The 21,144-nt window shown below is 60.7% G+C and carries 23 protein-coding genes and 1 riboswitch; of the genes, 18 read left to right on the top strand and 5 right to left on the bottom strand.

Annotated elements, in window-relative coordinates; genetic code table 11:
• Positions 1–8 precede the first annotated feature (8 nt).
• The 5 genes from E4O97_RS06360 (at position 9) to E4O97_RS06340 (ending at position 4,609) form a co-directional block, all read left to right on the top strand.
• The gene (locus tag E4O97_RS06360; RefSeq protein WP_248160975.1) at positions 9–1,049 is read left to right on the top strand and encodes a DUF2066 domain-containing protein; all 1,041 of its coding nucleotides are present in this window, start codon (positions 9–11) and stop codon (positions 1,047–1,049) included.
• A gap of 55 nt (positions 1,050–1,104) precedes the next feature.
• Positions 1,105–2,178, top strand: a complete 1,074-nt coding sequence (locus E4O97_RS06355) for an AI-2E family transporter (protein WP_005790179.1) — start codon at positions 1,105–1,107, stop codon at positions 2,176–2,178.
• 203 nt (positions 2,179–2,381) lie between these two features.
• A complete protein-coding gene (gene hda, locus E4O97_RS06350) occupies positions 2,382–3,086 on the top strand; it encodes a DnaA regulatory inactivator Hda (RefSeq protein WP_027603798.1) in 705 nt (234 codons plus the stop codon).
• A gap of 209 nt (positions 3,087–3,295) precedes the next feature.
• Positions 3,296–3,925 carry an NlpC/P60 family protein gene (locus E4O97_RS06345; RefSeq protein WP_005790175.1) on the top strand — a complete coding sequence of 210 codons (630 nt, stop codon included), beginning with the start codon at positions 3,296–3,298 and terminating at the stop codon, positions 3,923–3,925.
• A 144-nt stretch (positions 3,926–4,069) separates the two neighbouring features.
• Positions 4,070–4,609 carry a C40 family peptidase gene (locus E4O97_RS06340; RefSeq protein ID WP_005790173.1) on the top strand — a complete coding sequence of 180 codons (540 nt, stop codon included), beginning with the start codon at positions 4,070–4,072 and terminating at the stop codon, positions 4,607–4,609.
• Positions 4,610–4,740: 131 nt separating this feature from the next.
• Here E4O97_RS06340 and E4O97_RS06335 read toward each other — a convergent pair whose 3' ends face one another.
• Positions 4,741–6,054, bottom strand: a complete 1,314-nt coding sequence (locus tag E4O97_RS06335) for a sorbosone dehydrogenase family protein (RefSeq protein WP_216091917.1) — start codon at positions 6,052–6,054, stop codon at positions 4,741–4,743.
• Positions 6,055–6,153: 99 nt separating this feature from the next.
• A riboswitch (cobalamin riboswitch) is annotated at positions 6,154–6,400 on the top strand.
• A gap of 78 nt (positions 6,401–6,478) precedes the next feature.
• On the opposite strand from E4O97_RS06335, the gene cobO reads away from it, so the two are divergent.
• The 13 genes from cobO (at position 6,479) to E4O97_RS06270 (ending at position 17,910) form a co-directional block, all read left to right on the top strand.
• Positions 6,479–7,090 (top strand): cob(I)yrinic acid a,c-diamide adenosyltransferase, encoded by a 612-nt coding sequence (cobO, locus tag E4O97_RS06330; RefSeq protein ID WP_005790169.1) that lies wholly within the window; start codon positions 6,479–6,481, stop codon positions 7,088–7,090.
• On the top strand, positions 7,087–8,478 hold the full coding sequence (locus tag E4O97_RS06325; RefSeq protein WP_032880028.1) for a cobyrinate a,c-diamide synthase: 1,392 nt from the start codon (positions 7,087–7,089) through the stop codon (positions 8,476–8,478). The genes cobO and E4O97_RS06325 overlap by 4 nt, the downstream gene beginning before the upstream one ends.
• A complete protein-coding gene (gene bluB / locus E4O97_RS06320) occupies positions 8,475–9,125 on the top strand; it encodes a 5,6-dimethylbenzimidazole synthase (protein ID WP_078821987.1) in 651 nt (216 codons plus the stop codon). The genes E4O97_RS06325 and bluB overlap by 4 nt, the downstream gene beginning before the upstream one ends.
• Complete coding sequence (gene cbiB / locus E4O97_RS06315; protein WP_248160974.1) at positions 9,122–10,030, top strand: adenosylcobinamide-phosphate synthase CbiB; 909 nt, start codon at positions 9,122–9,124, stop codon at positions 10,028–10,030. Before bluB ends, cbiB begins: the two co-directional genes overlap by 4 nt.
• Positions 10,023–11,012: a threonine-phosphate decarboxylase CobD gene (gene cobD / locus E4O97_RS06310; protein ID WP_103733670.1), complete on the top strand. Its 990-nt coding sequence runs from the start codon at positions 10,023–10,025 to the stop codon at positions 11,010–11,012. Before cbiB ends, cobD begins: the two co-directional genes overlap by 8 nt.
• Positions 11,009–12,460, top strand: coding sequence for a cobyric acid synthase (locus tag E4O97_RS06305; RefSeq protein WP_248160973.1), 1,452 nt, complete (start codon positions 11,009–11,011; stop codon positions 12,458–12,460). Before cobD ends, E4O97_RS06305 begins: the two co-directional genes overlap by 4 nt.
• 161 nt (positions 12,461–12,621) lie before the next feature.
• A complete protein-coding gene (cobU, locus tag E4O97_RS06300) occupies positions 12,622–13,143 on the top strand; it encodes a bifunctional adenosylcobinamide kinase/adenosylcobinamide-phosphate guanylyltransferase (RefSeq protein ID WP_032880036.1) in 522 nt (173 codons plus the stop codon).
• The gene (gene cobT, locus E4O97_RS06295; protein WP_248160972.1) at positions 13,140–14,195 is read left to right on the top strand and encodes a nicotinate-nucleotide--dimethylbenzimidazole phosphoribosyltransferase; all 1,056 of its coding nucleotides are present in this window, start codon (positions 13,140–13,142) and stop codon (positions 14,193–14,195) included. Before cobU ends, cobT begins: the two co-directional genes overlap by 4 nt.
• Complete coding sequence (gene cobC / locus E4O97_RS06290) at positions 14,192–14,767, top strand: alpha-ribazole phosphatase family protein (protein WP_032880038.1); 576 nt, start codon at positions 14,192–14,194, stop codon at positions 14,765–14,767. Before cobT ends, cobC begins: the two co-directional genes overlap by 4 nt.
• Positions 14,768–14,769: 2 nt before the next feature.
• Positions 14,770–15,498, top strand: coding sequence for an adenosylcobinamide-GDP ribazoletransferase (locus E4O97_RS06285; RefSeq protein WP_248160970.1), 729 nt, complete (start codon positions 14,770–14,772; stop codon positions 15,496–15,498).
• A gap of 42 nt (positions 15,499–15,540) precedes the next feature.
• Positions 15,541–15,945 (top strand): MarR family transcriptional regulator, encoded by a 405-nt coding sequence (locus E4O97_RS06280; protein ID WP_005790150.1) that lies wholly within the window; start codon positions 15,541–15,543, stop codon positions 15,943–15,945.
• Between the two features lie 63 nt (positions 15,946–16,008).
• Positions 16,009–17,208 carry an MFS transporter gene (locus E4O97_RS06275; protein WP_164365808.1) on the top strand — a complete coding sequence of 400 codons (1,200 nt, stop codon included), beginning with the start codon at positions 16,009–16,011 and terminating at the stop codon, positions 17,206–17,208.
• Between the two features lie 150 nt (positions 17,209–17,358).
• A complete protein-coding gene (locus tag E4O97_RS06270) occupies positions 17,359–17,910 on the top strand; it encodes a redoxin domain-containing protein (RefSeq protein ID WP_005790144.1) in 552 nt (183 codons plus the stop codon).
• Positions 17,911–17,975: 65 nt separating this feature from the next.
• Here the strand turns inward: E4O97_RS06270 and E4O97_RS06265 are convergent, their stop codons facing one another.
• From E4O97_RS06265 to E4O97_RS06250, 4 genes are all read right to left on the bottom strand, one after another.
• Complete coding sequence (locus E4O97_RS06265) at positions 17,976–19,253, bottom strand: outer membrane protein transport protein (RefSeq protein ID WP_005790143.1); 1,278 nt, start codon at positions 19,251–19,253, stop codon at positions 17,976–17,978.
• A 146-nt stretch (positions 19,254–19,399) separates the two neighbouring features.
• The gene (locus E4O97_RS06260; RefSeq protein WP_078821982.1) at positions 19,400–19,882 is read right to left on the bottom strand and encodes a hypothetical protein; all 483 of its coding nucleotides are present in this window, start codon (positions 19,880–19,882) and stop codon (positions 19,400–19,402) included.
• A gap of 275 nt (positions 19,883–20,157) precedes the next feature.
• A complete protein-coding gene (locus tag E4O97_RS06255) occupies positions 20,158–20,382 on the bottom strand; it encodes a hypothetical protein (RefSeq protein ID WP_005790139.1) in 225 nt (74 codons plus the stop codon).
• A 442-nt stretch (positions 20,383–20,824) separates the two neighbouring features.
• Entirely contained in the window at positions 20,825–21,130 is a 306-nt protein-coding gene (locus E4O97_RS06250) for a hypothetical protein (protein ID WP_216091913.1), read from the bottom strand.
• Positions 21,131–21,144 lie beyond the last annotated feature (14 nt).

The following is a 21,144-nucleotide window of genomic DNA, read 5'->3' as shown; positions in this document are numbered from 1 at the left end:
AATCTTCCATGCGTCTGTGTAAATTCTTCTTTGTGGGCTGTTTGTCGTTGGTCAGCCTGGCGAGTCATGCCGAAACCCTCAATGGCCTCTATCAAGTGCTCGAGCCGGTCAGCAGCCAGTCGCCCCAGGAGCGTGACCAGGCCACCCAGCGCGCCGTGCAGACTCTGGTGATTCGCCTCACCGGCGACGCCAAGGCCGCCGATGGCCCGGGCCTGGCGGCAATCCGCAAGGCCCCGCAACAAATCATCACCCAATACGGCTACGACGCCGGCCCGCCCGAGAGCCTGCAAGTGGACTTCGACCCGGTCAGCACCGATCGCGCCTTGCGTGATGCCGGCCTGTCGATCTGGGGCAGTAATCGGCCGTCGATTCTCGGTTGGTGGCTGAACGATTCTACCGAAGGCAGCAGCCTGGTCGGCGATGGCCAGGCGGTTGCCCAGACACTGCGCCGGGCCGCGCAACACCGTGGCTTGCCGTTGCGCCTGCCGCTGGGCGACTTGGATGAGCAAGTGGTTGCCACTGCGCCGAATCTGGAAAGCGCGGACGCTGCGCCCTTGCGTGCAGCCTCCGAGCGCTACGGAGCCGATGCGTTGCTGGCTGTGCATGCGCGTCAGGAAGGTAATCAGTGGCAGGCCAAATGGCGTCTGTGGCTGGGCGATAAGTCTGAGCAAGGTACCGTCCAAGGCGCTGATACTGCCGCACTGGCAGATGCTGTATTGCTGGAGGTCAGCCAAAAGCTGGCGCCGCGCTTTGCGGTCAAGCCTGGCGTGAGCAGCGAGCAGTTGCTTGAAGTGCAAGGCATGAACCTGGAGCGATACGCCGCCCTGGGCCGGTTGCTGGAGCCCTTTGGCGGTCAGCCGCAGTTAGTGGATGGCAATCGCATTGTGTATCGCGTCAACGGCAGTGCCGAGCAGCTGCGTACCCAATTGAGCCTGGCCAAGTTGCAGGAAATTCCCGCAGGTGAAACCCCGGCCCAGCAACCTGTGGTCGATGGCACGCAACCGGCTGCTGTACCTGAGCCTCAGGCGCAACTGCGGTTTCGTTGGTAAATAGTGCTCCTTCTTCTATATAGAAGAAGGGCGTCGATAATAGATGGAGTGGTTTATGGCGGATACGCGTCGTTGGGTGTGGCTTGGCGGGATAGTCCTGCTGTGCGGTTTTGTGTTCTTGCTGCATTCGATCCTGACGCCGTTTCTGGTGGCGCTGTTGCTCGCCTATCTGTTCGATCCCGTGGTGGATCGCCTGGAAAAAGCCGGTATGTCGCGTACTTTGGGCGTGGTCACGGTGTTCGCACTGTTCACGCTGATTATCACGGCGCTGGTGTTGATACTGGTGCCGATGCTGGCCAAGCAGCTGTTTCGCCTCTACGAGCTGGCGCCGCAGATGCTCGACTGGTTGCAGCACACGGCAATGCCGTGGGCCCAGTCCAAGTTCGGGTTGGCGGATGGGTTCTGGAAGTTCGACAAGGTCAAGGCGGCCATCAGCGAGCATATGGACAAGACCACCGATATCGTCACGGTGGTGCTCAGCCAGGCAACCGCTTCGAGCCTGGCGCTGATCGGCTGGTTGACCAACCTGGTGCTGATCCCGGTGGTGGCGTTTTACCTGCTGCGTGATTGGGACATCATGATGGCCAAGATCCGCAGCCTGCTGCCCCGTGACCGTGAAGAACGCATCGTCTCCCTTGCTGCAGAATGCCATGAAGTACTGGGGGCATTCGTTCGCGGTCAGTTGCTGGTGATGCTGGCGTTGGGGGTGATCTACGCAGCTGGCTTGATGGCCATCGGTCTGGAGCTGGGGCTGTTGATCGGCTTGATCGCAGGCCTGGCAGCCATCGTGCCGTATATGGGCTTTGTGATTGGTATCGGTGCGGCGCTGGTGGCCGGACTGTTCCAGTTTGGCGGCGACCTCTACCCAATGCTGGGGATTGTCGCGGTGTTCATGGTCGGCCAGGCATTGGAAGGCATGGTACTTACGCCGTTGCTGGTAGGCGATCGGATTGGCCTGCACCCGGTGGCGGTGATCTTTGCGATCCTGGCGGGTGGCGAGTTGTTCGGGTTTACCGGCATTCTGCTGGCGCTGCCGGTGGCGGCGGTGATCATGGTGCTGGTGCGTCATGTTCACGACTTGTACAAGGATTCGGACGTGTATACGGGCGTTGATGAGCCCGAGTTGTAATCGCAATGTCACAAACCCGGCCAAGGCCGGGTTTGTTGTTTCTGGCGGTGGTGCGTCAAACAATCCGCGTGAAACCGCCAAGTTAACGCAAACCTTTGATTTTGCTTGTGGTCTGCTGCATTGTGCACCCGGCGTCACGGGTATAAACTTTGCAAACTTTACACAGAGGCCACTAACGGTTCGATGGGAGCCGTTCAGTCAGCATGAAACCGATTCAGCTGCCCCTAGGTGTGCGTCTGCGTGATGACGCTACCTTTATCAATTACTACCCAGGCGCCAATGCCGCTGCACTCGGCTATGTGGAGCGGCTTTGCGAAGCCGACGCCGGGTGGACTGAAAGCCTGATCTATCTGTGGGGCAAGCATGGCGTGGGGCGTACCCACCTGTTGCAGGCCGCGTGCCTGCGTTTCGAACAGATGGGCGAGCCGGCAGTGTATTTGCCCCTGGCCGAGTTGATGGACCGCGGCATCGGCATCTTCGACAACCTTGAGCAATACGAACTGGTGTGCCTGGACGACTTGCAGGCGGTGGCCGGCAAGGCGGATTGGGAAGAAGCGCTGTTTCACCTGTTCAACCGCCTGCGCGACAGCGGTCGTCGTTTGCTGATCGCCGCTTCCACATCGCCTCGTGAGCTGCCGGTGAAGCTGGCCGACCTCAAGTCGCGCCTGACCCTGGCGCTGATCTTCCAGATGCGCCCGTTATCCGATGAGGACAAGTTGCGTGCCCTGCAGCTGCGTGCTTCCCGACGTGGCCTGCACCTGACCGACGAAGTCGGGCACTTTATCCTGACTCGTGGCACCCGCAGCATGAGCGCGCTGTTCGATTTGCTTGAGCAGCTTGACCAGGCTTCGTTGCAGGCGCAAAGAAAATTGACGATTCCTTTTCTGAAAGAAACGCTGGGTTGGTAAGGCGTTGATTTGCCACTAATCGGCATTTTAGGGGCGCCAGAAAACCTGCGTTTGAGCCCAGCGGGCCACGCAAGTGCAGTGATAAATGGAATTACGGCTTAGATGGCATAGTCCAAACAATAAGTCACATAGATCACGATTGAATTTGCAAATCGATGTGATAGAGGGCATAGTCTCGGCTTCTTTACACATCAGCCACGGTCGTGCCCATGCTAAATCGCTTCGCACCCCTCGTGCCTCTCGCACTCGTTACCCTATTGTTTGGTTGCGCCTCCCACCCTCAACAGGTGGCAGAACAGCCCAAACCACAGGTTCAAAATCAGGCCAAGTTCGTTGCTGCACAGTCTGCTTCTGTTTATGAAGAAGAGATGGCAACCGAAAAAGAACTCGCCGAGTTTTCAGACAGCAAGCCTTACCAGCTGCCCCTTCTGGCCGACAGCATTCTTGAACGCGGCAAGTCCCTGATCGGTACTCGTTACCGTTTTGGCGGCACCTCTGAAGCCGGTTTCGATTGCAGCGGTTTCATCGGTTATCTGTTTCGTGAAGAAGCTGGCATGAACCTGCCTCGCTCCACCCGCGAAATGATCAACGTGGATGCACCGTTGGTCGCACGCAACAACCTCAAGCCGGGCGATCTGCTTTTCTTTAGTACCAGTGGTCGTGGTCGTGTCAGCCACGCCGGTATCTACCTGGGCGATAACCAGTTTATCCACTCCAGCAGCCGCCGCAGCGGTGGTGTTCGGGTCGATAACCTGGGCGACAGCTACTGGAGCAAAACCTTCATCGAAGCCAAGCGCGCACTCGCCATGGCCCCGACTACGGTTACCGCTAGTAAGTAAAGTTAAAGTGATACTTGAAGTTTGACGTGTAAGCGCTAGAATCCCTGGACATTGTTGTTATCCGTTCGCGCGAGCTTTGCTTGCGCGTTCTGGTTTTCAACGTTCGGCAGCGAAAGCCGCATCCAGACCAGGATTGTTCTGCACATGTCGACCTCGGCCCGCCTGATGCTCATTGTTTGCGCCGCGCTGCTCAGCGCCTGCGCCAGCCGTCCACCGCCGCCCGCGCCTGTAGCGGTCAAGCCCAAGCCGGTATTCAACTACGCCACCCAGAATTTTTCGCCTGCTGCCGAAGACGTGCTCTTCCGTGCGCTGGGCCTGGTCGGCACGCCTTATCGCTGGGGCGGCAACACACCGGATTCGGGGTTTGATTGCAGTGGCCTGATCGGCTTTGTGTTCCGCGACGCCGCCGGCATTTCCCTGCCGCGCACCACCCGCGAACTGATCGTGATGCGTGGCCAGGACGTCAGCGAGCAGAACCTGCAAACCGGTGACTTGCTGTTCTTCGCCACAGGCGGTGGTTCACGGGTCAGCCATGCGGGAATCTATGTCGGGGAAGGGCGCTTTGTGCATGCGCCGCAAACCGGCGGTACGGTTAAGCTCGACACGCTATCCAAAGCGTATTGGCAGAATGCCTACCTGAGTGCCAAGCGGGTTTTACCGGGGAATCTGGCACGCAACCCTTGAGTCGTACATAGATCCAGTGTGGGAGGGGGCTTGCCCCCGATAGTGGTGTAACAGTCGGCACATACTCAGCTGACAGACCGCAATCGGGGGCAAGCCCCCTCCCACATTATTTGCAATGCTCTTGAGATGGGTTACTTGGCTGCAGAAACCCGCCACACCTTATTGCCCACATCATCAGCCACCAGCAAATCACCCTGCTGATCAATCACCACGCCCACCGGCCGGCCCATGGCTTTCTCGTCGCTGTTGAGAAACCCCGTCAGCACATCCACCGGCTGTCCTTTCGGCTGGCCCTCTTCAAACGGCACAAAAATCACCTTGTAGCCACTATGCGGCTTGCGATTCCACGAACCATGCTGGCCGATAAACGCGCCGTTGCTGAATTGCGTAGGCAACTTGCTGCCCTCGGCGAAGGTCAGCCCCAGTGAAGCGGTGTGCGGGCCTACCGCGTAGTCTGGCGCGATGGCTTTGGCAACCAAGTCCAGGTTTTGCGGCGTGACGCGAACATCCACATGCTGGCCGTAATAGCTGAAGGGCCAGCCATAGAAGCCGCCATCCTTAACCGAGGTGATGTAGTCCGGCACCAGGTCGCTGCCGATTTCATCGCGCTCATTGACCGCCGTCCACAGCTTGCCGCTCTGTGGTTCCCAGGCCATGCCATTGGGGTTACGCAGACCGGAGGCAAAAATGCGGTGTTGGCCGGTGGCGCGATCGACTTCCCAGATTGCAGCTCGGCCTTGCTCGACGTCCAGGCCGTTTTCGCCAACGTTGCTGTTGGAGCCGACGCTCACATACAACTTGCTGCCATCCTTGCTGGCCACCACGTTTTTCGTCCAGTGGTGGTTCAAGGGGCCACCTGGCAACTCCACGACTGTTGTGCCTGGGGATGTGATTGCGGTTTCACCTGGCTGATAAGGAAAACGCAGCAACTTGTCCGAGTCCGCCACGTACAGGTCGTTGCCCACCAGTGTCATGCCAAACGGCGAATTCAGATTTTGCAGAAATACCGTACGCGTTTCGGCCACGCCGTCATGATCGGCATCGCGCAACAACGTAATGCGGTTCGGGCTCGGCACACCGGCACCGGCGCGGCCCATGACTTTTTCCATCACCCAACCCCGCACGCCTTTGGTGTCGTCTGGCTTGGGTGGCGCATTGGTCTCGGCCACCAACACGTCGCCGTTGGGCAGTACGTAGAGCCAGCGTGGATGCTCCAGGCCCTCGGCGAATGCGGCCACTTGGGTGCCGGCGGCAGCCGTTGGCTTGGCGCCTTCAGGCCAACCGATCGCCGGGGCGATGTTGACGGTGGGAATCAGCGTCTTGTTCGGCTCCGGCAGTTTGGGCGAGGGCCCGGTGCCATCGGAGACTTGCAAGGTAGAGCTTTCGCCGCAGGCGGCGAGGCTGCCGGTGAGCATGATCAGTAAGGCCAGTCGGGTTTTAGGCATGGTTTTCTCCTTGATACCTGTAAGGGTAGAGAAGCACGCTGTACGGATGGTTCAAGTACAAGGCCAGCTTTAATTGACGCTCCACCCCCAACCCACTAACCTTCGCGGCTTGTTCCAGGTGCTCTGTGGCGTGCGCGTCGACAGGGTGAAACAGGGAAGCCGGTGAGCGAGCGCACTTGTACACAGTGCTGCCGCGATTCCGGCGCTGCCCCCGCAACGGTAAATGAGTCAAGACGGTGCTGTTTGCCACTGTATCGCCCGCGATATGGGAAGGCGCGCCCTCGGCTGCTTCGACAAGACGCGCCACTCATGAGTCCGGAGACCGGCCTTGAACATTCAACAGCATCACGGTGGGCGATGCTTGGCTGTCTGTTTTTTCTTTTTCCTGCCCGCCGTTTTTGTCCAGCCCCAACGGAGAGCTGCCATGACCGATTCCCCCGACCGCGACGAACGCCACCTGGCGCGCATGTTGCGCAAAAAAGCCGTGATCGACGAGCGCATCGCCAATTCGCCGAATGAGTGCGGCTTGTTGCTGGTATTGACCGGCAACGGCAAAGGCAAGAGCAGTTCGGCCTTCGGCATGTTGGCCCGCGCCATGGGCCACGGCATGCAGTGCGGTGTGGTGCAGTTCATCAAGGGCCGCAACAGCACAGGCGAAGAGCTGTTCTTCCGGCGCTTCCCCGAGCAAGTTCGCTTCCACGTCATGGGCGAAGGCTTCACCTGGGAAACCCAGGATCGTCAACGCGATATCGCCGCCGCCGAAGCAGCCTGGGCGGTGTCGCGGGCAATGCTCAATGACCCTTCCATTGGCCTGGTGGTGCTGGATGAACTGAACATCGCTCTCAAGCACGGCTACCTCGACCTGGACCAGGTTCTAAGCGACCTGCAAGCCCGCCCGCCGATGCAGCATGTGGTGGTCACTGGCCGTGGTGCCAAGCCTGAATTGATCGAAATGGGCGACACCGTCACCGAAATGGGCATGCTCAAGCACGCGTTCCAGGCCGGTATCAAGGCACAGAAGGGCGTTGAACTTTGAATCAGCCCCGCCAATGCCCAGCCGTCTTGATCGCCGCTCCGGCGTCCGGCCAAGGCAAAACCACGGTCACCGCTGCGCTGGCCCGTTTGCATCGCAACCTGGGGCGCAAGGTGCGCGTGTTCAAATGCGGGCCGGACTTTCTCGACCCGATGATCCACGAGCGCGCCAGCGGTGCGCCGGTGTATCAATTGGACATGTGGATGGTGGGCGAGCAGGAAAGTCGTCGTTTGCTGTGGGAGGCGGCGGGGGAGGCCGACCTGATCCTGATCGAAGGCGTGATGGGGCTGTTCGACGGCACCCCCTCCAGCGCCGACCTGGCGCGGCACTTCGGCGTGCCAGTGCTGGGGGTGATCGACGGGACTGCCATGGCCCAGACCTTTGGTGCCCTGGCCCTGGGCCTGGCGCGCTATCAGCCCGACCTGCCGTTCGCCGGCGTGCTGGCCAACCGTGTCGGCACCCTGCGCCATGCCCAGTTGCTCGAAGGCAGCCTCACGGAGGGCTTGCGTTGGTACGGCGCGTTATCCCGCGAGACCGGTATCGAACTGCCGAGCCGCCACCTGGGCCTGGTGCAAGCCAGCGAACTCAATGACCTCGATGTACGCCTGGATGCTGCCGCCCAGGCATTGGGCAGCAGCTGCGAAGTGGCCCTGCCGCCCCCCGTGACCTTTGCCGCGCCCGAAGTGATCAAGGCCGAACCGTTACTTGCCGGTGTGCGTATCGCCGTCGCCCGTGACGAAGCCTTTGCCTTTACCTATGGCGCCAGCCTGGATTTGCTGCGGGCCATGGGCGCAGAGCTGACATTCTTCTCACCTATTCATGATCGCCAACTGCCGCAGGCAGACAGCCTTTACCTGCCAGGCGGGTACCCGGAGCTGCACCACCAGGCGCTGTCGGCAAACACCTCGATGCTGGAGGCCATCCGTGCTCATCACGCCGCCGGCAAGCCACTGCTCGCCGAATGTGGCGGCATGCTCTATCTGCTCGATTCGCTGACGGATGTAGAGGGCGCCCGAGCCGAACTGCTTGGCGTGCTGCCAGGCGATGCGGTGATGCAAAAGAAACTCGCGGCACTGGCCCTGCAAAGTGTCGAATTGCCGGAAGGTACGTTGCGCGGGCACACTTATCACCACTCCTTGACCAGCACCGCATTGGCGCCGATCTCCCGTGGCCTGAGCCCTAACGGCGGGCGCGGGGCTGAAGCGGTTTACCGACAAGGGCGGCTGACCGCTTCCTACGTGCACTTTTATTTTCCGTCGAATCCTGGCGCGGTGGCCGCGTTGTTCGCGCCAGACCTTGAGACCGCTATCGCAGGCAAGCCAGCTCCCACAGTTGACCGAGTTGAAACCCAATCCAATGTGGGAGGGGGCTTGCCCCCGATGAGGCCATGACTGACAACGCCTTCCCCGAGGCCGACCGCCAGGCCGTATACCGCGCCATCGCCGAACGCCGCGACATGCGCCACTTCACCGGCGGCAGCGTCACCCCGGAACTGTTGCACCGCCTGCTCCAGGCCGCGCACCAGGCACCCAGTGTAGGCCTGATGCAACCGTGGCGTTTTATCCGCATCAGCGACCGCTCATTGCGCAGGCAGATTCAACAGTTGGTGGAAGAAGAGCGCGCGCGCACCGCGCAGGCCCTGGGCGAGCGCTCCGATGACTTCATGAAGCTTAAGGTCGAAGGCATCAGCGACTGCGCCGAGGTGCTGGTGGCTGCACTGATGGATGATCGCGAGCGCCACATCTTCGGGCGCCGCACCTTGCCGGAAATGGACATGGCGTCTCTATCTTGCGCAATCCAGAACCTGTGGCTGGCGGCGCGCGTGGAAGGCCTGGGCATGGGCTGGGTGTCGCTGTTCGAACCCCTGGCGTTGGCCGAACTGCTGGGCTTGCCAGCCGGCGCGAAACCCCTGGCCGTACTATGCCTGGGGCCGGTGGCTGAGTTCTACCCGGCACCGATGTTGCAGCTCGAAGGCTGGACCGAGCCGCGGCCGCTGAGTGACATGCTGTATGAAAACAAGTGGGGAGTGAGTCAATGAGTGTGGCCTTGCTGTGTGTCGCTGCGGTGGCGCTGGATGCGCTGCTGGGTGAACCCAGGCGCTGGCATCCGCTGGTGGCGTTCGGCAACTTCGCCGAGCGCATCGAGCAGCGTTTCAATAGCGGTGGGCGTGGCTGGCGCAGCCATGGCGTGACCGCGTGGTTTATCGCAGTAGTGCCTCTGACCTTGCTGGCCACCGCGTTATCGTGGGCGCCATATATCGGCTGGCTCCTGGAAATCCTGGCGTTGTACTGCGCCTTGGGCATGCGCAGCCTGGGCGAGCATGTGACGCCGGTGGCCCAGGCCCTGCGCAGCGATGATCTGGATGAGGCACGCAAACGCGTGAGTTACCTGGTCAGTCGCCAGACCAGCGAACTGGACCGCACCGAAGTTGCGCGCGCCGCAACCGAGTCGGTGCTGGAGAACGGCAGCGATGCGGTATTCGCCGCATTGTTCTGGTTTGTGGTGGCGGGCGTGCCAGGCGTGGTGCTTTATCGCCTGAGCAACACCCTCGACGCCATGTGGGGCTATCGCAACGAGCGCTTTGAGCGTTTTGGCTGGGCGGCTGCAAAGATCGACGATGTGCTCAACTACATTCCTGCGCGGCTGGTGGCCTTGACCTACGCGCTATTGGGCAAAACCCGCCTGTCTCTCAAATGCTGGCGAACCCAGGGCCCGACGTGGGACAGCCCTAACGCCGGTCCGGTGATGGCTGCCGGTGCCGGTGCGTTGGGCGTCGAACTCGGTGGCGCAGCGATTTATCACGGCGAGGTGCATCAGCGCCCGCAGTTGGGCGAAGGCCCGCCGGCCGATGCCGACTCCATTGATCGTGGCTGGCACCTGGTGCAGCGCGGCGTATGGTTGTGGCTGCTGGTCTTGTGCGTAGGGGCGGAAATCTATGCTTGAACACGGTGGTCGGCTGCGAAAGGCCGCGATTGAATACGGGATTGCCGAAGCGGATTGGCTTGATCTGTCCAGTGGCCTGGCGCCCTGGCCGTGGCCGATTCCCGAGATCCCGCTGCGTGCCTGGGCCCGCTTGCCGGAAACCGATGACGGCCTGGAGAAGGCCGCCTGCGAGTATTACGGCGCCGCCCAGTTGTTACCGGTGCCGGGCTCCCAGGCCGCGATCCAGTTACTGCCGCGCCTGCGCCGCTCCGGCAAGGTCGGCGTGCTTTCGCCTTGCTATGCCGAGCACGCCGAAGCCTGGCGCCGCGCCGGTTATGTGGTGCGTGAAGTGCAGGAGCAGGAGGTCGACTTCTTTCTCGACAGCCTCGATGTGCTGGTGGTGGTCAACCCCAACAACCCCACGGGCCTGAGCCTGCCCCCGCAACGCTTGCTGGACTGGCACGCGCGGCTGGTCCAGCGCGGGGGCTGGCTGGTGGTGGACGAAGCGTTCATGGACGTGACCCCCGATTCAAGCCTGGCGAGCCATGCCGATCAGGTCGGTTTGATCGTACTGCGCTCGTTCGGCAAGTTCTTCGGCCTGGCGGGTGTACGCCTGGGCTTTGTACTGGCCGAACGCAAGTTGCTCAAGTTGCTGGCCGAACAGGTCGGGCCCTGGGCAGTCAGCGGGCCGACGCGGGTATTGGGCCAAGTGTGCCTGCGCGATACGGATGGGCACACCCGCCAGCGCAATCGATGCATCGAAGCGGGCCAGCGCTTGTTCGAACTGCTTGAGCGCAGAGGCTTTCAACCTCACGGCGGCTGCGCATTGTTCCAGTGGTTGATCACGCCTCATGCCGAGCGCCTGCACGAATTCATGGCCCAGCGCGGCATCCTGCTGCGCCTGTTTGTGCACGACAGCAGCGTACGTTTCGGCTTGCCCGACACCGAAGCCGACTGGTTGCGGCTGGACGAGGCTTTGGCCGCATACAAGGAAGCCACATGAGTACACTGATGGTGCAGGGCACAACCTCCGACGCCGGCAAGAGTACCCTGGTGACCGCGCTATGCCGTTGGCTGGTGCGCCAGGGTGTTGCGGTGGTGCCGTTCAAGCCGCAGAACATGGCGCTCAACAGCGCGGTGACGGCCGAAGGCGGCGAGATCGGCCGCGCCCAGGCAGTGCAGGCCCAGGCCGCCAACCTGGCACCCCACACCGATATGAACCCGGTGCTGCTCAAGCCCAACAGCGACACAGGCTCGCAAGTGATCATCCACGGTCGCGCCGTGACCAGCATGAACGCCGTGGCCTATCACGACTACAAAGCCATTGCGATGCAGGCGGTGTTGGCTTCCCACGCACGTTTGAGTCAAGCCTATCCGGTGGTGATGGTCGAAGGTGCGGGCTCCCCGGCCGAGATCAACCTGCGCGCCAATGACATCGCCAACATGGGTTTCGCCGAAGCGGTGGATTGCCCGGTGCTGTTGATCGCCGATATCAATCGCGGCGGCGTGTTTGCCCATCTGGTCGGTACCCTGGAATTGCTGTCGCCCAGCGAGCAGGCACGGGTCAAGGGCTTCATCATCAACCGTTTTCGCGGTGATATCGCGCTGTTGCAGCCTGGCCTGGATTGGCTGGAGGCGCGCACCGGCAAGCCGGTTGTCGGCGTGTTGCCCTACGTGATGGACCTGCACCTGGAGGCGGAAGACGGCATCGACCAGCGCCAGATCGACAAGGCCGCCCACGTGCTCAAGGTGGTGGTGCCGGTGTTGCCGCGTATCAGCAATCACACTGACTTTGACCCGCTGCGCCTGCATCCTCAGGTGGATTTGCAGTTTGTCGGGCCGGGCCAGGCGATGCCTGCGGCTGACCTGGTCATCCTGCCTGGCTCCAAAAGCGTACGCAGCGATCTGGCCTTCTTGCGCGCCAATGGCTGGGATGCGGCCGTGGCGCGGCATCTGCGTTATGGCGGCAAGGTGCTGGGGATTTGCGGCGGTTTGCAGATGCTGGGTGAGCAGGTGCATGACCCGCTTGGGCTGGAGGGTGTGGCCGGGTCCAGTGCCGGCCTCGGGCTGCTGGCGTTTACCACAACGCTGGAGGAGCACAAGCAGCTGCGCAATGTGCGCGGACGCTTGGTGCTCGAAGATGCTGAAGTGAGTGGGTATGAGATTCACGCGGGTGTGACATCAGGCGATGCCCTGCTCAGCGCTGCGGTGCTGCTGGACGATGGTCGCAGCGATGGCGCGCTGAGTGCTGATGGGCAGATTCTCGGCACCTACCTGCACGGGCTGTTCGAAACACCGGCGGCGTGCAGTGCCTTGCTGCGGTGGGCCGGATTGCAGGAGGTGCAAGAGGTGGATTATCACGGGTTGCGCGAGCGTGATATCGAACGGTTGGCGGACTTGGTGGAGAACCACCTGGATACGGATTTATTGCGTCGATTGTGCGGGATTTGACGGCATGTATAGGACGCAAATGTGGGAGGGGGCTTGCTCCCGATAAGTGCTTCACAGTCACTGAGGTATCGACTGATACACCTTAATCGGGAGCAAGCCCCCTCCCACAATGGATGGTATCAATCGCAATTTTTTCGGCTGGCTGGAAAAGGTATTTGCTCATGTATCAATTAATCCTCGGCGGTGCCCGTTCGGGCAAGAGTCGCCTGGCTGAAAAGCTCGCCTGCGACAGCGCTTTGCCGGTCACTTATATCGCCACCAGCCAACCCCTGGATGGTGAAATGAATCAGCGGGTGGCGCTGCATCGCGAACGTCGCCCGGATCATTGGGGGCTGATTGAAGAACCCATCGAGCTGGCGCATGTGCTGCGTGAAAACGCCGCTACCGACCGCTGCCTGTTGGTGGACTGCCTGACGTTATGGCTGACCAATCTGCTGATGCTCGACGATAGCGATCGTCTGGTGTTCGAGCGCGATCAACTGCTGCAAACCCTGGCCTCGCTGCCGGGTGAAATCATTTTTGTCAGCAACGAGACCGGTCTGGGTGTCGTGCCGCTGGGCGAATTGACTCGCCGCTATGTGGATGAAGCCGGTTGGCTGCATCAAGCCTTGGCCGAGCGGTGTCAGCGTGTGGTGTTGACGGTTGCCGGCCTGCCCCTGACTTTGAAAGGTACTGCGTTATGACGGACTCCTGGTGGCTCAACCCCTGCAAGGCCATTGATACTGCGGCCCATGAACAGGCGCTGGCGCGTCAGCAACAATTGACCAAGCCCGCCGGTTCCCTCGGCCAGATGGAAGCGCTGGCGGTGCAGCTGGCGGGTTTGCAGGGCCAGGTCAAACCGTCGGTGGAGCAACTGTGGATCGCGATTTTTGCCGGCGATCACGGTGTGGTGGCTGAGGGCGTATCGGCGTTTCCCCAGGCGGTCACCGGGCAGATGCTGCAAAACTTCGTCACCGGTGGTGCGGCGATCAGCGTGTTGGCGCGGCAACTGGATGCGCAGTTGGAAGTGATTGATCTTGGCACGGTGACGCCCTCGCTGAACTTGCCCGGCGTGCGTCATGTGAATATCGGCGCGGGCACGGCCAACTTCGTCGATGGCCCGGCGATGACCCAGGCTCAAGGGCTGTTGGCATTGCAAGCCGGCCGAGACAGCGCGCACCGCGCTCAGGAACGCGGTGCGCAGGTGTTTATCGGCGGCGAGATGGGTATCGGCAATACCACCGCGGCCAGCGCGTTGGCGTGTGCATTGCTGGATTGCCAGGTGAGCGACCTGACTGGCCCGGGCACAGGTTTGAATGCAGCGGGCGTCAGCCACAAGGTCGCGGTCATCGAGCGCGCTTTGGCGCTGCATGCCGGGCAACGGGGTGATGCGTTGCAAACGCTGTTCAATCTCGGCGGTTTTGAAATTGCCGCGTTGGTTGGCGCTTACCTGGCCTGTGCGCAGGCAGGTATCGTGGTGCTGGTGGATGGGTTTATCTGCAGCGTTGCCGCGCTGGTGGCGGTGCGCTTGAACCCGGCGTGCCGCGAATGGCTGGTGTTCGGGCATCGCGGTGCCGAGCCGGGCCATCGCCATGTGTTGCACAGCCTGGATGCCGAACCGCTACTGGAACTGGGCTTGCGCCTGGGCGAAGGCAGCGGCGCGGCGCTGGCGGTGCCGTTGTTGCGTTTGGCCTGTGCGTTGCACGGGCAGATGGCAACCTTCGCCGAAGCGGCCGTGGCAGATCGCCCCGCATGACCTTGCACCTGGACCTGCTGCGCCACGGCGAAACCGAGCTGGGCGGCGGCCTGCGCGGCAGCCTGGACGATGCCTTGACCGCCAAGGGCTGGGCGCAGATGCGAGCCTCGGTGGTGGGGCAGGGGCCATGGGATCGGTTGATCGGCTCACCGTTGCAACGCTGCGCCTTGTTTGCCCAGGAGCTGGGAGCACAGCTCGGCCTGCCGGTCAGCCTTGAGCCGGCTTTGCAAGAACTCCACTTCGGTGCCTGGGAAGGCCAGAGCGCCGCGGCGCTGATGGAGACCGATGCCGAAGGGCTGGGTTTGTTCTGGGCCGATCCCTACGCGTTCACGCCGCCCCAAGGCGAGCCTGTCAGTGCATTTTCCGAGCGGGTGCTCGGCGCGGTGTCACGCCTGCATCAGGCTTACGCCGGCCAGCGCGTGTTGTTGGTCAGCCATGGCGGCGTGATGCGCCTGCTGCTGGCCCGGGCGCGTGGGATGCCGCGCGAGCAACTGCTGAACGTCGAGGTCGGCCACGGCGCGCTTTTCAGCCTGCAGGTCGGTGCCGACGGCGTACTGAAAGAAGGATCGTGACGATGTTGCCGTTCTGGATCGCCCTGCAATTTCTCAGCTGCCTGCCGATCCGCTTGCCGGGTATGCCGCAGCCTCAGGAGCTAGGCCGTTCGTTACTGTTTTATCCGCTGGTGGGACTGCTGTTCGGTCTATTGCTGTGGGGGTTGAACCTGGTATTGATGGGCGCGCCCTTGCTGCTGCACGCCGCGCTGTTGCTGACGGCCTGGGTGCTGCTCAGCGGTGGCCTGCACCTGGATGGCCTGGCGGACAGCGCCGATGCCTGGTTGGGTGGCTTTGGTGATCGCGAACGCACGCTCAGTATCATGAAAGATCCGCGCAGCGGGCCGATTGCGGTGGTTACCCTGGGCTTGGTGCTATTGCTCAAGTTCAGCGCGTTGGTGGCCTTGATCGAGCAGCGTAATGGCGCCGCCCTGATCCTGGCGCCGTTGATCGGACGGGCTTCGATGCTGGCGCTGTTTCTTACCACGCGCTATGTGCGGGCAGGAGGGTTGGGCCAGGCCTTGTCGGACTACTTACCGCGGATTGTCGGCCAGCAGGTGCTGATCCTCAGCGGATTGACCTGCATCCTGATCGGTGGTTTCAACGGCGGTATTGCGGTGTTGCTGGCGGCGCTGTGCTTTATGGGGCTGCGTCACTTGATGATCAGGCGCCTTGGCGGTACCACGGGCGACACGGCAGGCGCGCTATTGGAACTACTGGAAGTCGCTGTCCTGGTCGGGTTGGCGCTGTAACGCTTTCTTGCAATTCCTTAACTCCGGGTATATACACGCTCTATGCTTGCTTCCCAATGTTTATGCACCAACCTGCGACGCGCCGCCCGTGGCGTCAGCAGGCATTACGACGGCGCTCTCGACGGCTTCGGGATCAACGTCGCCCAGTATTCTTTGCTGTGTAACTTGCAGCGCCTTGACCAACCGAGCATTTCCAGCCTGGCCGAAGCCATGGGCCTGGATCGCAGCACCCTGGGGCGCAACCTGCGTGTTCTGGAGGGCGAGGGGTTGGTGCAATTGGTCGAGGGCGATGACCTGCGAAACCGCCTTGTGCTGTTGACTGAAAGTGGCCAGCAGCGATTGGCCGCCGCGTTGCCGGCATGGGAAGCGGCGCAACAGAAACTGATTGATAAGCTCGGCGCTGAAAAGCGCGAAACCTTGTTGGCCTTGCTGGATGAACTCGCCTGAACGGCGGTTTGTTCGACTACAAGCGGGTATATACCCGCGAGCGGAGAATAAAAAATGACCTCGATGTGGCGCACCAGCGGTTGGATCCTTGTGGGGAGTGCGCTGATCCTGGCGTTGTCCTTGGGCGTACGGCATGGCTTCGGCCTGTTTCTGGCGCCGATGAGCAGCGAATTCGGCTGGGGGCGTGAGACCTTCGCCTTCGCCATTGCCTTGCAGAACTTGATCTGGGGCCTGGCGCAGCCGTTTACCGGCGCCTTGGCCGACCGTTTCGGCGCAACCAGAGCGGTGTTTGTCGGCGGCGTGTTGTACGCCGTGGGCCTGGTGCTGATGGGGATGTCCGACTCCGCGTGGTCATTGTCCCTGAGTGCAGGCTTGCTGATTGGCATCGGCCTGTCCGGTACCTCGTTTTCAGTGATTCTCGGTGTGGTCGGTCGCGCCGTACCGCCGGAAAAACGCAGCATGGCCATGGGCATTGCCAGCGCCGCCGGGTCCTTCGGCCAGTTCGCCATGGTGCCCGGCACCCTCGGCTTGATCGGTTGGCTGGGCTGGTCCGCAGCGTTGCTGGCGTTGGGCTTGATGGTGGCGTTGATCCTGCCGCTGGTTGCCATGCTCAAGGACCGGCCGTTGCCGGTCACGGTCGGTCAGCAAACCCTGCGCGAAGCGTTGAAGGAAGCCTGCTCTCACTCCGGGTTCTGGCTGCTGTCTTTCGGTTTTTTTGTGTGCGGGTTCCAGGTTGTGTTTATCGGTGTGCACTTGCCGGCGTACCTGGTCGACCAACATCTGCCGGCCACGGTGGGCACCACGGTGCTGGCCTTGATCGGTCTGTTCAATGTGTTCGGCACCTATACCGCTGGCTGGCTGGGCGGGCGCATGTCCAAGCCGCGCTTGCTGACCGGCCTGTACCTGCTGCGGGCGGTGGTGATTGTGTTGTTCCTGTGGGCGCCAGTCACTGAAGTGACGGCCTATCTGTTTGGCATGGCGATGGGGTTTCTGTGGTTGTCCACCGTGCCGCTGACCAACGGCACCGTCGCGACGTTGTTTGGCGTACGCAACCTTTCGATGCTCGGCGGGATTGTGTTCCTGTTCCATCAACTCGGTTCGTTCCTCGGCGGTTGGCTGGGCGGGGTAGTCTATGATCGAACCGGCAACTACGATTTGATCTGGCAGGTGGCGATTCTGCTCAGCCTGCTCGCCGCGGCCTTGAACTGGCCGGTGCGTGAGCGGCCAGTGGCGCGTGTGCAGGCGCAGATGGAGGCGGCATGAGGGTAGCGGTGCGCTTGATGGTGATGGCGGCAGGGTTGCTTCTGTTGCTACTGGCCTGGTGGGGTTGGCAGCAAGGTGGCCTGGCGTTGATGCAACTGGGCATGGCGATCTGTTAAGTTCAATGCCTGAACTGACTCAAGGACTTTGATCATGTTGATGCGCTGGCTCGCTGTACCCGTCCTCATGGCTGTTGGCAGCGTGGCCATGGCCGCCAGCTGCCCGTCGCTGCTTACGGGCCAATTGCCCAAACTGCGGGCCAAGGAATCCATTGACCTGTGCCAGCAATTCGCTGGCAAACCCTTGGTGATCGTCAATACGGCGAGCTTCTGCGGCTTTGCCCCGCAGTTCAAGGGCCTGGAAGGCTTATATCAACGCTATAAGGGCGAAGGCCTGGAAGTGATTGGCGTGCCGTCCGATGACTTCAAGCAGGAAGCCAAGACCGGGGAGGAGACCGCCAAGGTCTGCTACGTGAATTATGGCGTGACCTTCACCATGACCGAGCCGCAGAAGGTCAAGGGGCCGGATGCGGTGCATCTGTTCAAGGTCCTTGCCGAGCAGGCCGACGCGGCGCCGAAGTGGAACTTCTACAAGTACGTGGTTGACCGCCAGGGCAATGTTGTCGCCAGCTTTTCCAGCCTGACCAAGCCGGACAGCCCGGAGTTGATCAAGGCGGTCGAGCAGGCGATAGCATCCAAACCCTGATAACCAGCCACTGAAAAGCCCCGCCTCCTTCACAGGAGAGCGGGGCTTTTTTATACGGTCGCGGTTTAGAACTTGTAGGTCATGCCCAGGCCGAAACCGTTGGCACTGTTTTCATACTTGGCGTTGTAGCTGGCCAATTGGTTGGAGCGCGAAACCTTGACGTCTTCTTCCTTCAGGTAGGAGTAGGCCAGGTCGATGGTCATGTTCGGCATGACCTCGTAGCCCAGGCCCAGGCTGAAGATCGTGCGGTCGCCGGTCGGGATGCGTGGCGAACGATCCGTGTTGTTGGTAGGCGACTGGTCGAAAGTCAGGCCGGTACGCAACACCACTTGCTTGGTGAGCTGATACGAAGTACCCACGGCATAGGCCCAGGTATCGTGCCAGTTCTGGTCTTCCTTGATAGTGCCGACCAAGGCAGGGGCGAGCGCGCCGCCTGTTGCGCCGGACACGCCGTCGTTCTTGACGGTGATGTCTTTCAAGCGGCTCCAGCGTGTCCAGGTTGCACCTGCATAGAGTTTCCAGGCGTCGGTCAGGTCTTGGGTCACCGACAGGTCGTAGGACTCAGGCGTATCGATCTTCAGCGACGCATCGTAGCGATTGCTGCGCAGGGCGGCAGCGGTCGCGGCTGGTGCGGTGACTTCGGTGTGGCCGTCCAGCTTGTAGCTGACCTTGGAGTGATAGGTCAGGCCGACGCGGGTGGTATCGGTGGCTTGTACCAGCACGCCGATGTTGAAGCCCAGCGCGGTGTCGTCACCCTTGATCTTGATGTTGGTGTCTGGCGCGAGAGCGTTCAGCGTCAGGTCTGATTCCAGGGTGCCGGCGATGCGGTTGATAGTCGGGCCAAAACCAACGGAAACACGGTCGTTGAAGGCGTAGCTGACCGTTGGCTGGAAGGTGATGACTTTCACTTCACTCTTGCTGCCAAAGCCACGGCCCTGGAAGCCGCTTTCGTAGTCGGTTACCAGGCCGAACGGTGCATAGACACCGAAGCCGACAGCCCACTGATCGTTGAGTTTATTGGTGTAGAAACCGAAAGGGACGGCGGTGAATGGCACCATGTCGCCTTTGTTGCTGCCGCGGGAGCGGCCGCTGACGTCGCTGATATCAGTAGAAGCATCAATGGCTGCAACGCCGCCGGTGATCTGTTGACCTTCCAGGCGTGCCATACCGGCAGGGTTACCGAACACAGTGCTTGCATCATCGGCAGAAGAAGATCGACCTGCAAAACCAGTACCCATCCCGCTGACGCTCTGTTCGTTCAGGGCAAAGCCGCTGGCGAATAGTTGGGAGGATGCCATGGCAACGGCGAGGCTAAGTGTGGTCTTGAGCATTACTTTTTTCATTATTAGAACTCCGAGGTGATCACCGCAGCGGAAAGTAACAATAAATTTGCGATCGCGCTATAGGGTGTAATGCAGGAGATAGAGCGGTTTTGTAGGACAATCCGACCAGATTCGCTGTTTTTTGCCGAATCTTGCAATTTACCCGGTCAGCAGATCACCTGTTTCATGGCTGGAACACAGGTTTGCCAGGCTTGGGTGAAATCCCGCAGCCGACCTTGAGGGTGGAATATTTCTTTCCAGATACGCGCCATGGCCAATACGTCGCCTGGGGCGGGGAGTGCTGGGCGATGTTGTTCTACCAGCAGCCAGGCGATTGCCGTGGCGTATCGCAGGTTTACCGTCAACTCCAACTGGGGCGCACTCAGAAACGCATGTTGGCTGGCCAGCCCGCGCACCAGGCTTGCGCGTTCCGGGTCCAGCGCCAGGTATTCGTCCCAGAGGGCACGGTGGCGGGGTTCAGTGATGCTATAGAGGCCATGGCCGCGCCGATCATGCAGGGCCGACCCCAGTTCTGACTGGCTGGCGGCGATCCCCAGTAACAAGGACTCGGCTGTTGGGTTATGGCAGCCGAGGTAGGTCAAGGTCGGCCTGATCACATAACGACACAATTCGCTGGCGGCAATACCCATACAAGCCTCAGTCCATAAATGGGGTTGACGAGCCTGAGAAGGAGGGCTTGGCAGCGGTGAATCGGATCTCAGGCCCGTCGCAAGCGGACGATGCCGCTTGAGTTGAAGTGTAGTGTCATATTCATGATGTAAAGGACTGTTTTTAAAACATCTTATCTATTCAGTTATAACGTTTATATCTATCGGTGCTTAGTAAATACCGGCCCGCGCCAAATTTCAGGCAATAAAAAACCCTGTTTTTCAGACAGGGTTTTTGTTTTCAGCGACTCGGTCGATCAGGCAGTCAGTGCCTGACGGGTACGCTCGATCACGGCCTGCAGCGGTTCTGCGCTGGAGTATTGATCGGGGTACAGGCGTTCGCTGTGACGAGCGATACCGTGTTCATTGACCAGGGTGAAGCTGAAGCAGCCTTTGCGAGCGGCCATGATCAGGCAGTTCATTGGGGCAAAAGCGTTAGTGAGGGTGCGAATGGCATCCTGAGTGTGGATTTGAGCGTTCATATTATTGGTGTTCCTACAAATGACACGGATAAGAACCGTGCAACGTTAAAACGTTCCAGTAACGCTGATCACCATTGATCAAACGAAGAACCTGACTGGAACAAAGCAGCCAGTTTGAAGCGCTAATAATTTAGGCGCGCTTGGGCTGGCAGGTAGGTACTTAGGAGGGCAGGCAACACAACAGGGGCAAAGGTTCTGGGCCCGGGGTGAAGATCCTGATCAATTTGCAGGTTGGTTCGGTCAGAGTATGTAAACTTCGCGACACCCTTTGCTTGTTCAAAGGCAGTGTCGTCGCAAGCGATACCTGGAAACCATCGAGGTGGTCGATCCCGTGTGGTTCAGGGGACTTGTTCGACCAGAATTGACTTTCAGCTTGGTACTAACGCCGCGGATAGTAACGGAATGAAGCAGGGAAGGGAAGGGGGTTGGTAAAAAACTTTAATCAGCCGCCGAGCAGTCCACGATAGACCAATACGGTCATAGACGCAGCCAGGGCGCAGCCCAGTGCGTAAGCGGCGAGCGTCAGGCGCAAGGACTGGCCGGTCTCGATCAGTTTCATGACCTCGTGCAGATCATTGATCCGGCCGTCACTCAGTTCGATGCACAGGCTCGCGGCGGTAAAGGCGGCCGAGAGCAAAATCGCGATAGCGAACAACGCGCCGTCCGGAGAGGGTAGCGCTGCATTGATTCCCAACGATGTCGCGCAGATGGCCAACAGCAGCATGGCGAAAAGCAGAATTCCTTTCATCGGCCCTACAGAGT

Source organism: Pseudomonas sp. W15Feb34 (genome assembly GCF_023127765.1).
Lineage (GTDB): Bacteria > Pseudomonadota > Gammaproteobacteria > Pseudomonadales > Pseudomonadaceae > Aquipseudomonas > Aquipseudomonas synxantha_A.
The sequence above is the reverse complement of the archived record's forward strand: the minus strand, read 5'-3'. Positions and strand labels throughout refer to the sequence as shown.

Coding starts and splice junctions, on each gene's coding strand:
- E4O97_RS06360 (WP_248160975.1), top strand. CDS start 9: ATGCGTCTGTGTAAATTCTTCTTTGTGGGCTGTTTGTCGTTGGTCAGC.
- E4O97_RS06355 (WP_005790179.1), top strand. CDS start 1,105: ATGGCGGATACGCGTCGTTGGGTGTGGCTTGGCGGGATAGTCCTGCTG.
- hda (WP_027603798.1), top strand. CDS start 2,382: ATGAAACCGATTCAGCTGCCCCTAGGTGTGCGTCTGCGTGATGACGCT.
- E4O97_RS06345 (WP_005790175.1), top strand. CDS start 3,296: ATGCTAAATCGCTTCGCACCCCTCGTGCCTCTCGCACTCGTTACCCTA.
- E4O97_RS06340 (WP_005790173.1), top strand. CDS start 4,070: ATGTCGACCTCGGCCCGCCTGATGCTCATTGTTTGCGCCGCGCTGCTC.
- E4O97_RS06335 (WP_216091917.1), bottom strand. CDS start 6,054: ATGCCTAAAACCCGACTGGCCTTACTGATCATGCTCACCGGCAGCCTC.
- cobO (WP_005790169.1), top strand. CDS start 6,479: ATGACCGATTCCCCCGACCGCGACGAACGCCACCTGGCGCGCATGTTG.
- bluB (WP_078821987.1), top strand. CDS start 8,475: ATGACTGACAACGCCTTCCCCGAGGCCGACCGCCAGGCCGTATACCGC.
- cbiB (WP_248160974.1), top strand. CDS start 9,122: ATGAGTGTGGCCTTGCTGTGTGTCGCTGCGGTGGCGCTGGATGCGCTG.
- cobD (WP_103733670.1), top strand. CDS start 10,023: ATGCTTGAACACGGTGGTCGGCTGCGAAAGGCCGCGATTGAATACGGG.
- E4O97_RS06305 (WP_248160973.1), top strand. CDS start 11,009: ATGAGTACACTGATGGTGCAGGGCACAACCTCCGACGCCGGCAAGAGT.
- cobU (WP_032880036.1), top strand. CDS start 12,622: ATGTATCAATTAATCCTCGGCGGTGCCCGTTCGGGCAAGAGTCGCCTG.
- cobT (WP_248160972.1), top strand. CDS start 13,140: ATGACGGACTCCTGGTGGCTCAACCCCTGCAAGGCCATTGATACTGCG.
- cobC (WP_032880038.1), top strand. CDS start 14,192: ATGACCTTGCACCTGGACCTGCTGCGCCACGGCGAAACCGAGCTGGGC.
- E4O97_RS06285 (WP_248160970.1), top strand. CDS start 14,770: ATGTTGCCGTTCTGGATCGCCCTGCAATTTCTCAGCTGCCTGCCGATC.
- E4O97_RS06280 (WP_005790150.1), top strand. CDS start 15,541: ATGCTTGCTTCCCAATGTTTATGCACCAACCTGCGACGCGCCGCCCGT.
- E4O97_RS06275 (WP_164365808.1), top strand. CDS start 16,009: ATGTGGCGCACCAGCGGTTGGATCCTTGTGGGGAGTGCGCTGATCCTG.
- E4O97_RS06270 (WP_005790144.1), top strand. CDS start 17,359: ATGTTGATGCGCTGGCTCGCTGTACCCGTCCTCATGGCTGTTGGCAGC.
- E4O97_RS06265 (WP_005790143.1), bottom strand. CDS start 19,253: ATGAAAAAAGTAATGCTCAAGACCACACTTAGCCTCGCCGTTGCCATG.
- E4O97_RS06260 (WP_078821982.1), bottom strand. CDS start 19,882: ATGGGTATTGCCGCCAGCGAATTGTGTCGTTATGTGATCAGGCCGACC.
- E4O97_RS06255 (WP_005790139.1), bottom strand. CDS start 20,382: ATGAACGCTCAAATCCACACTCAGGATGCCATTCGCACCCTCACTAAC.
- E4O97_RS06250 (WP_216091913.1), bottom strand. CDS start 21,130: ATGAAAGGAATTCTGCTTTTCGCCATGCTGCTGTTGGCCATCTGCGCG.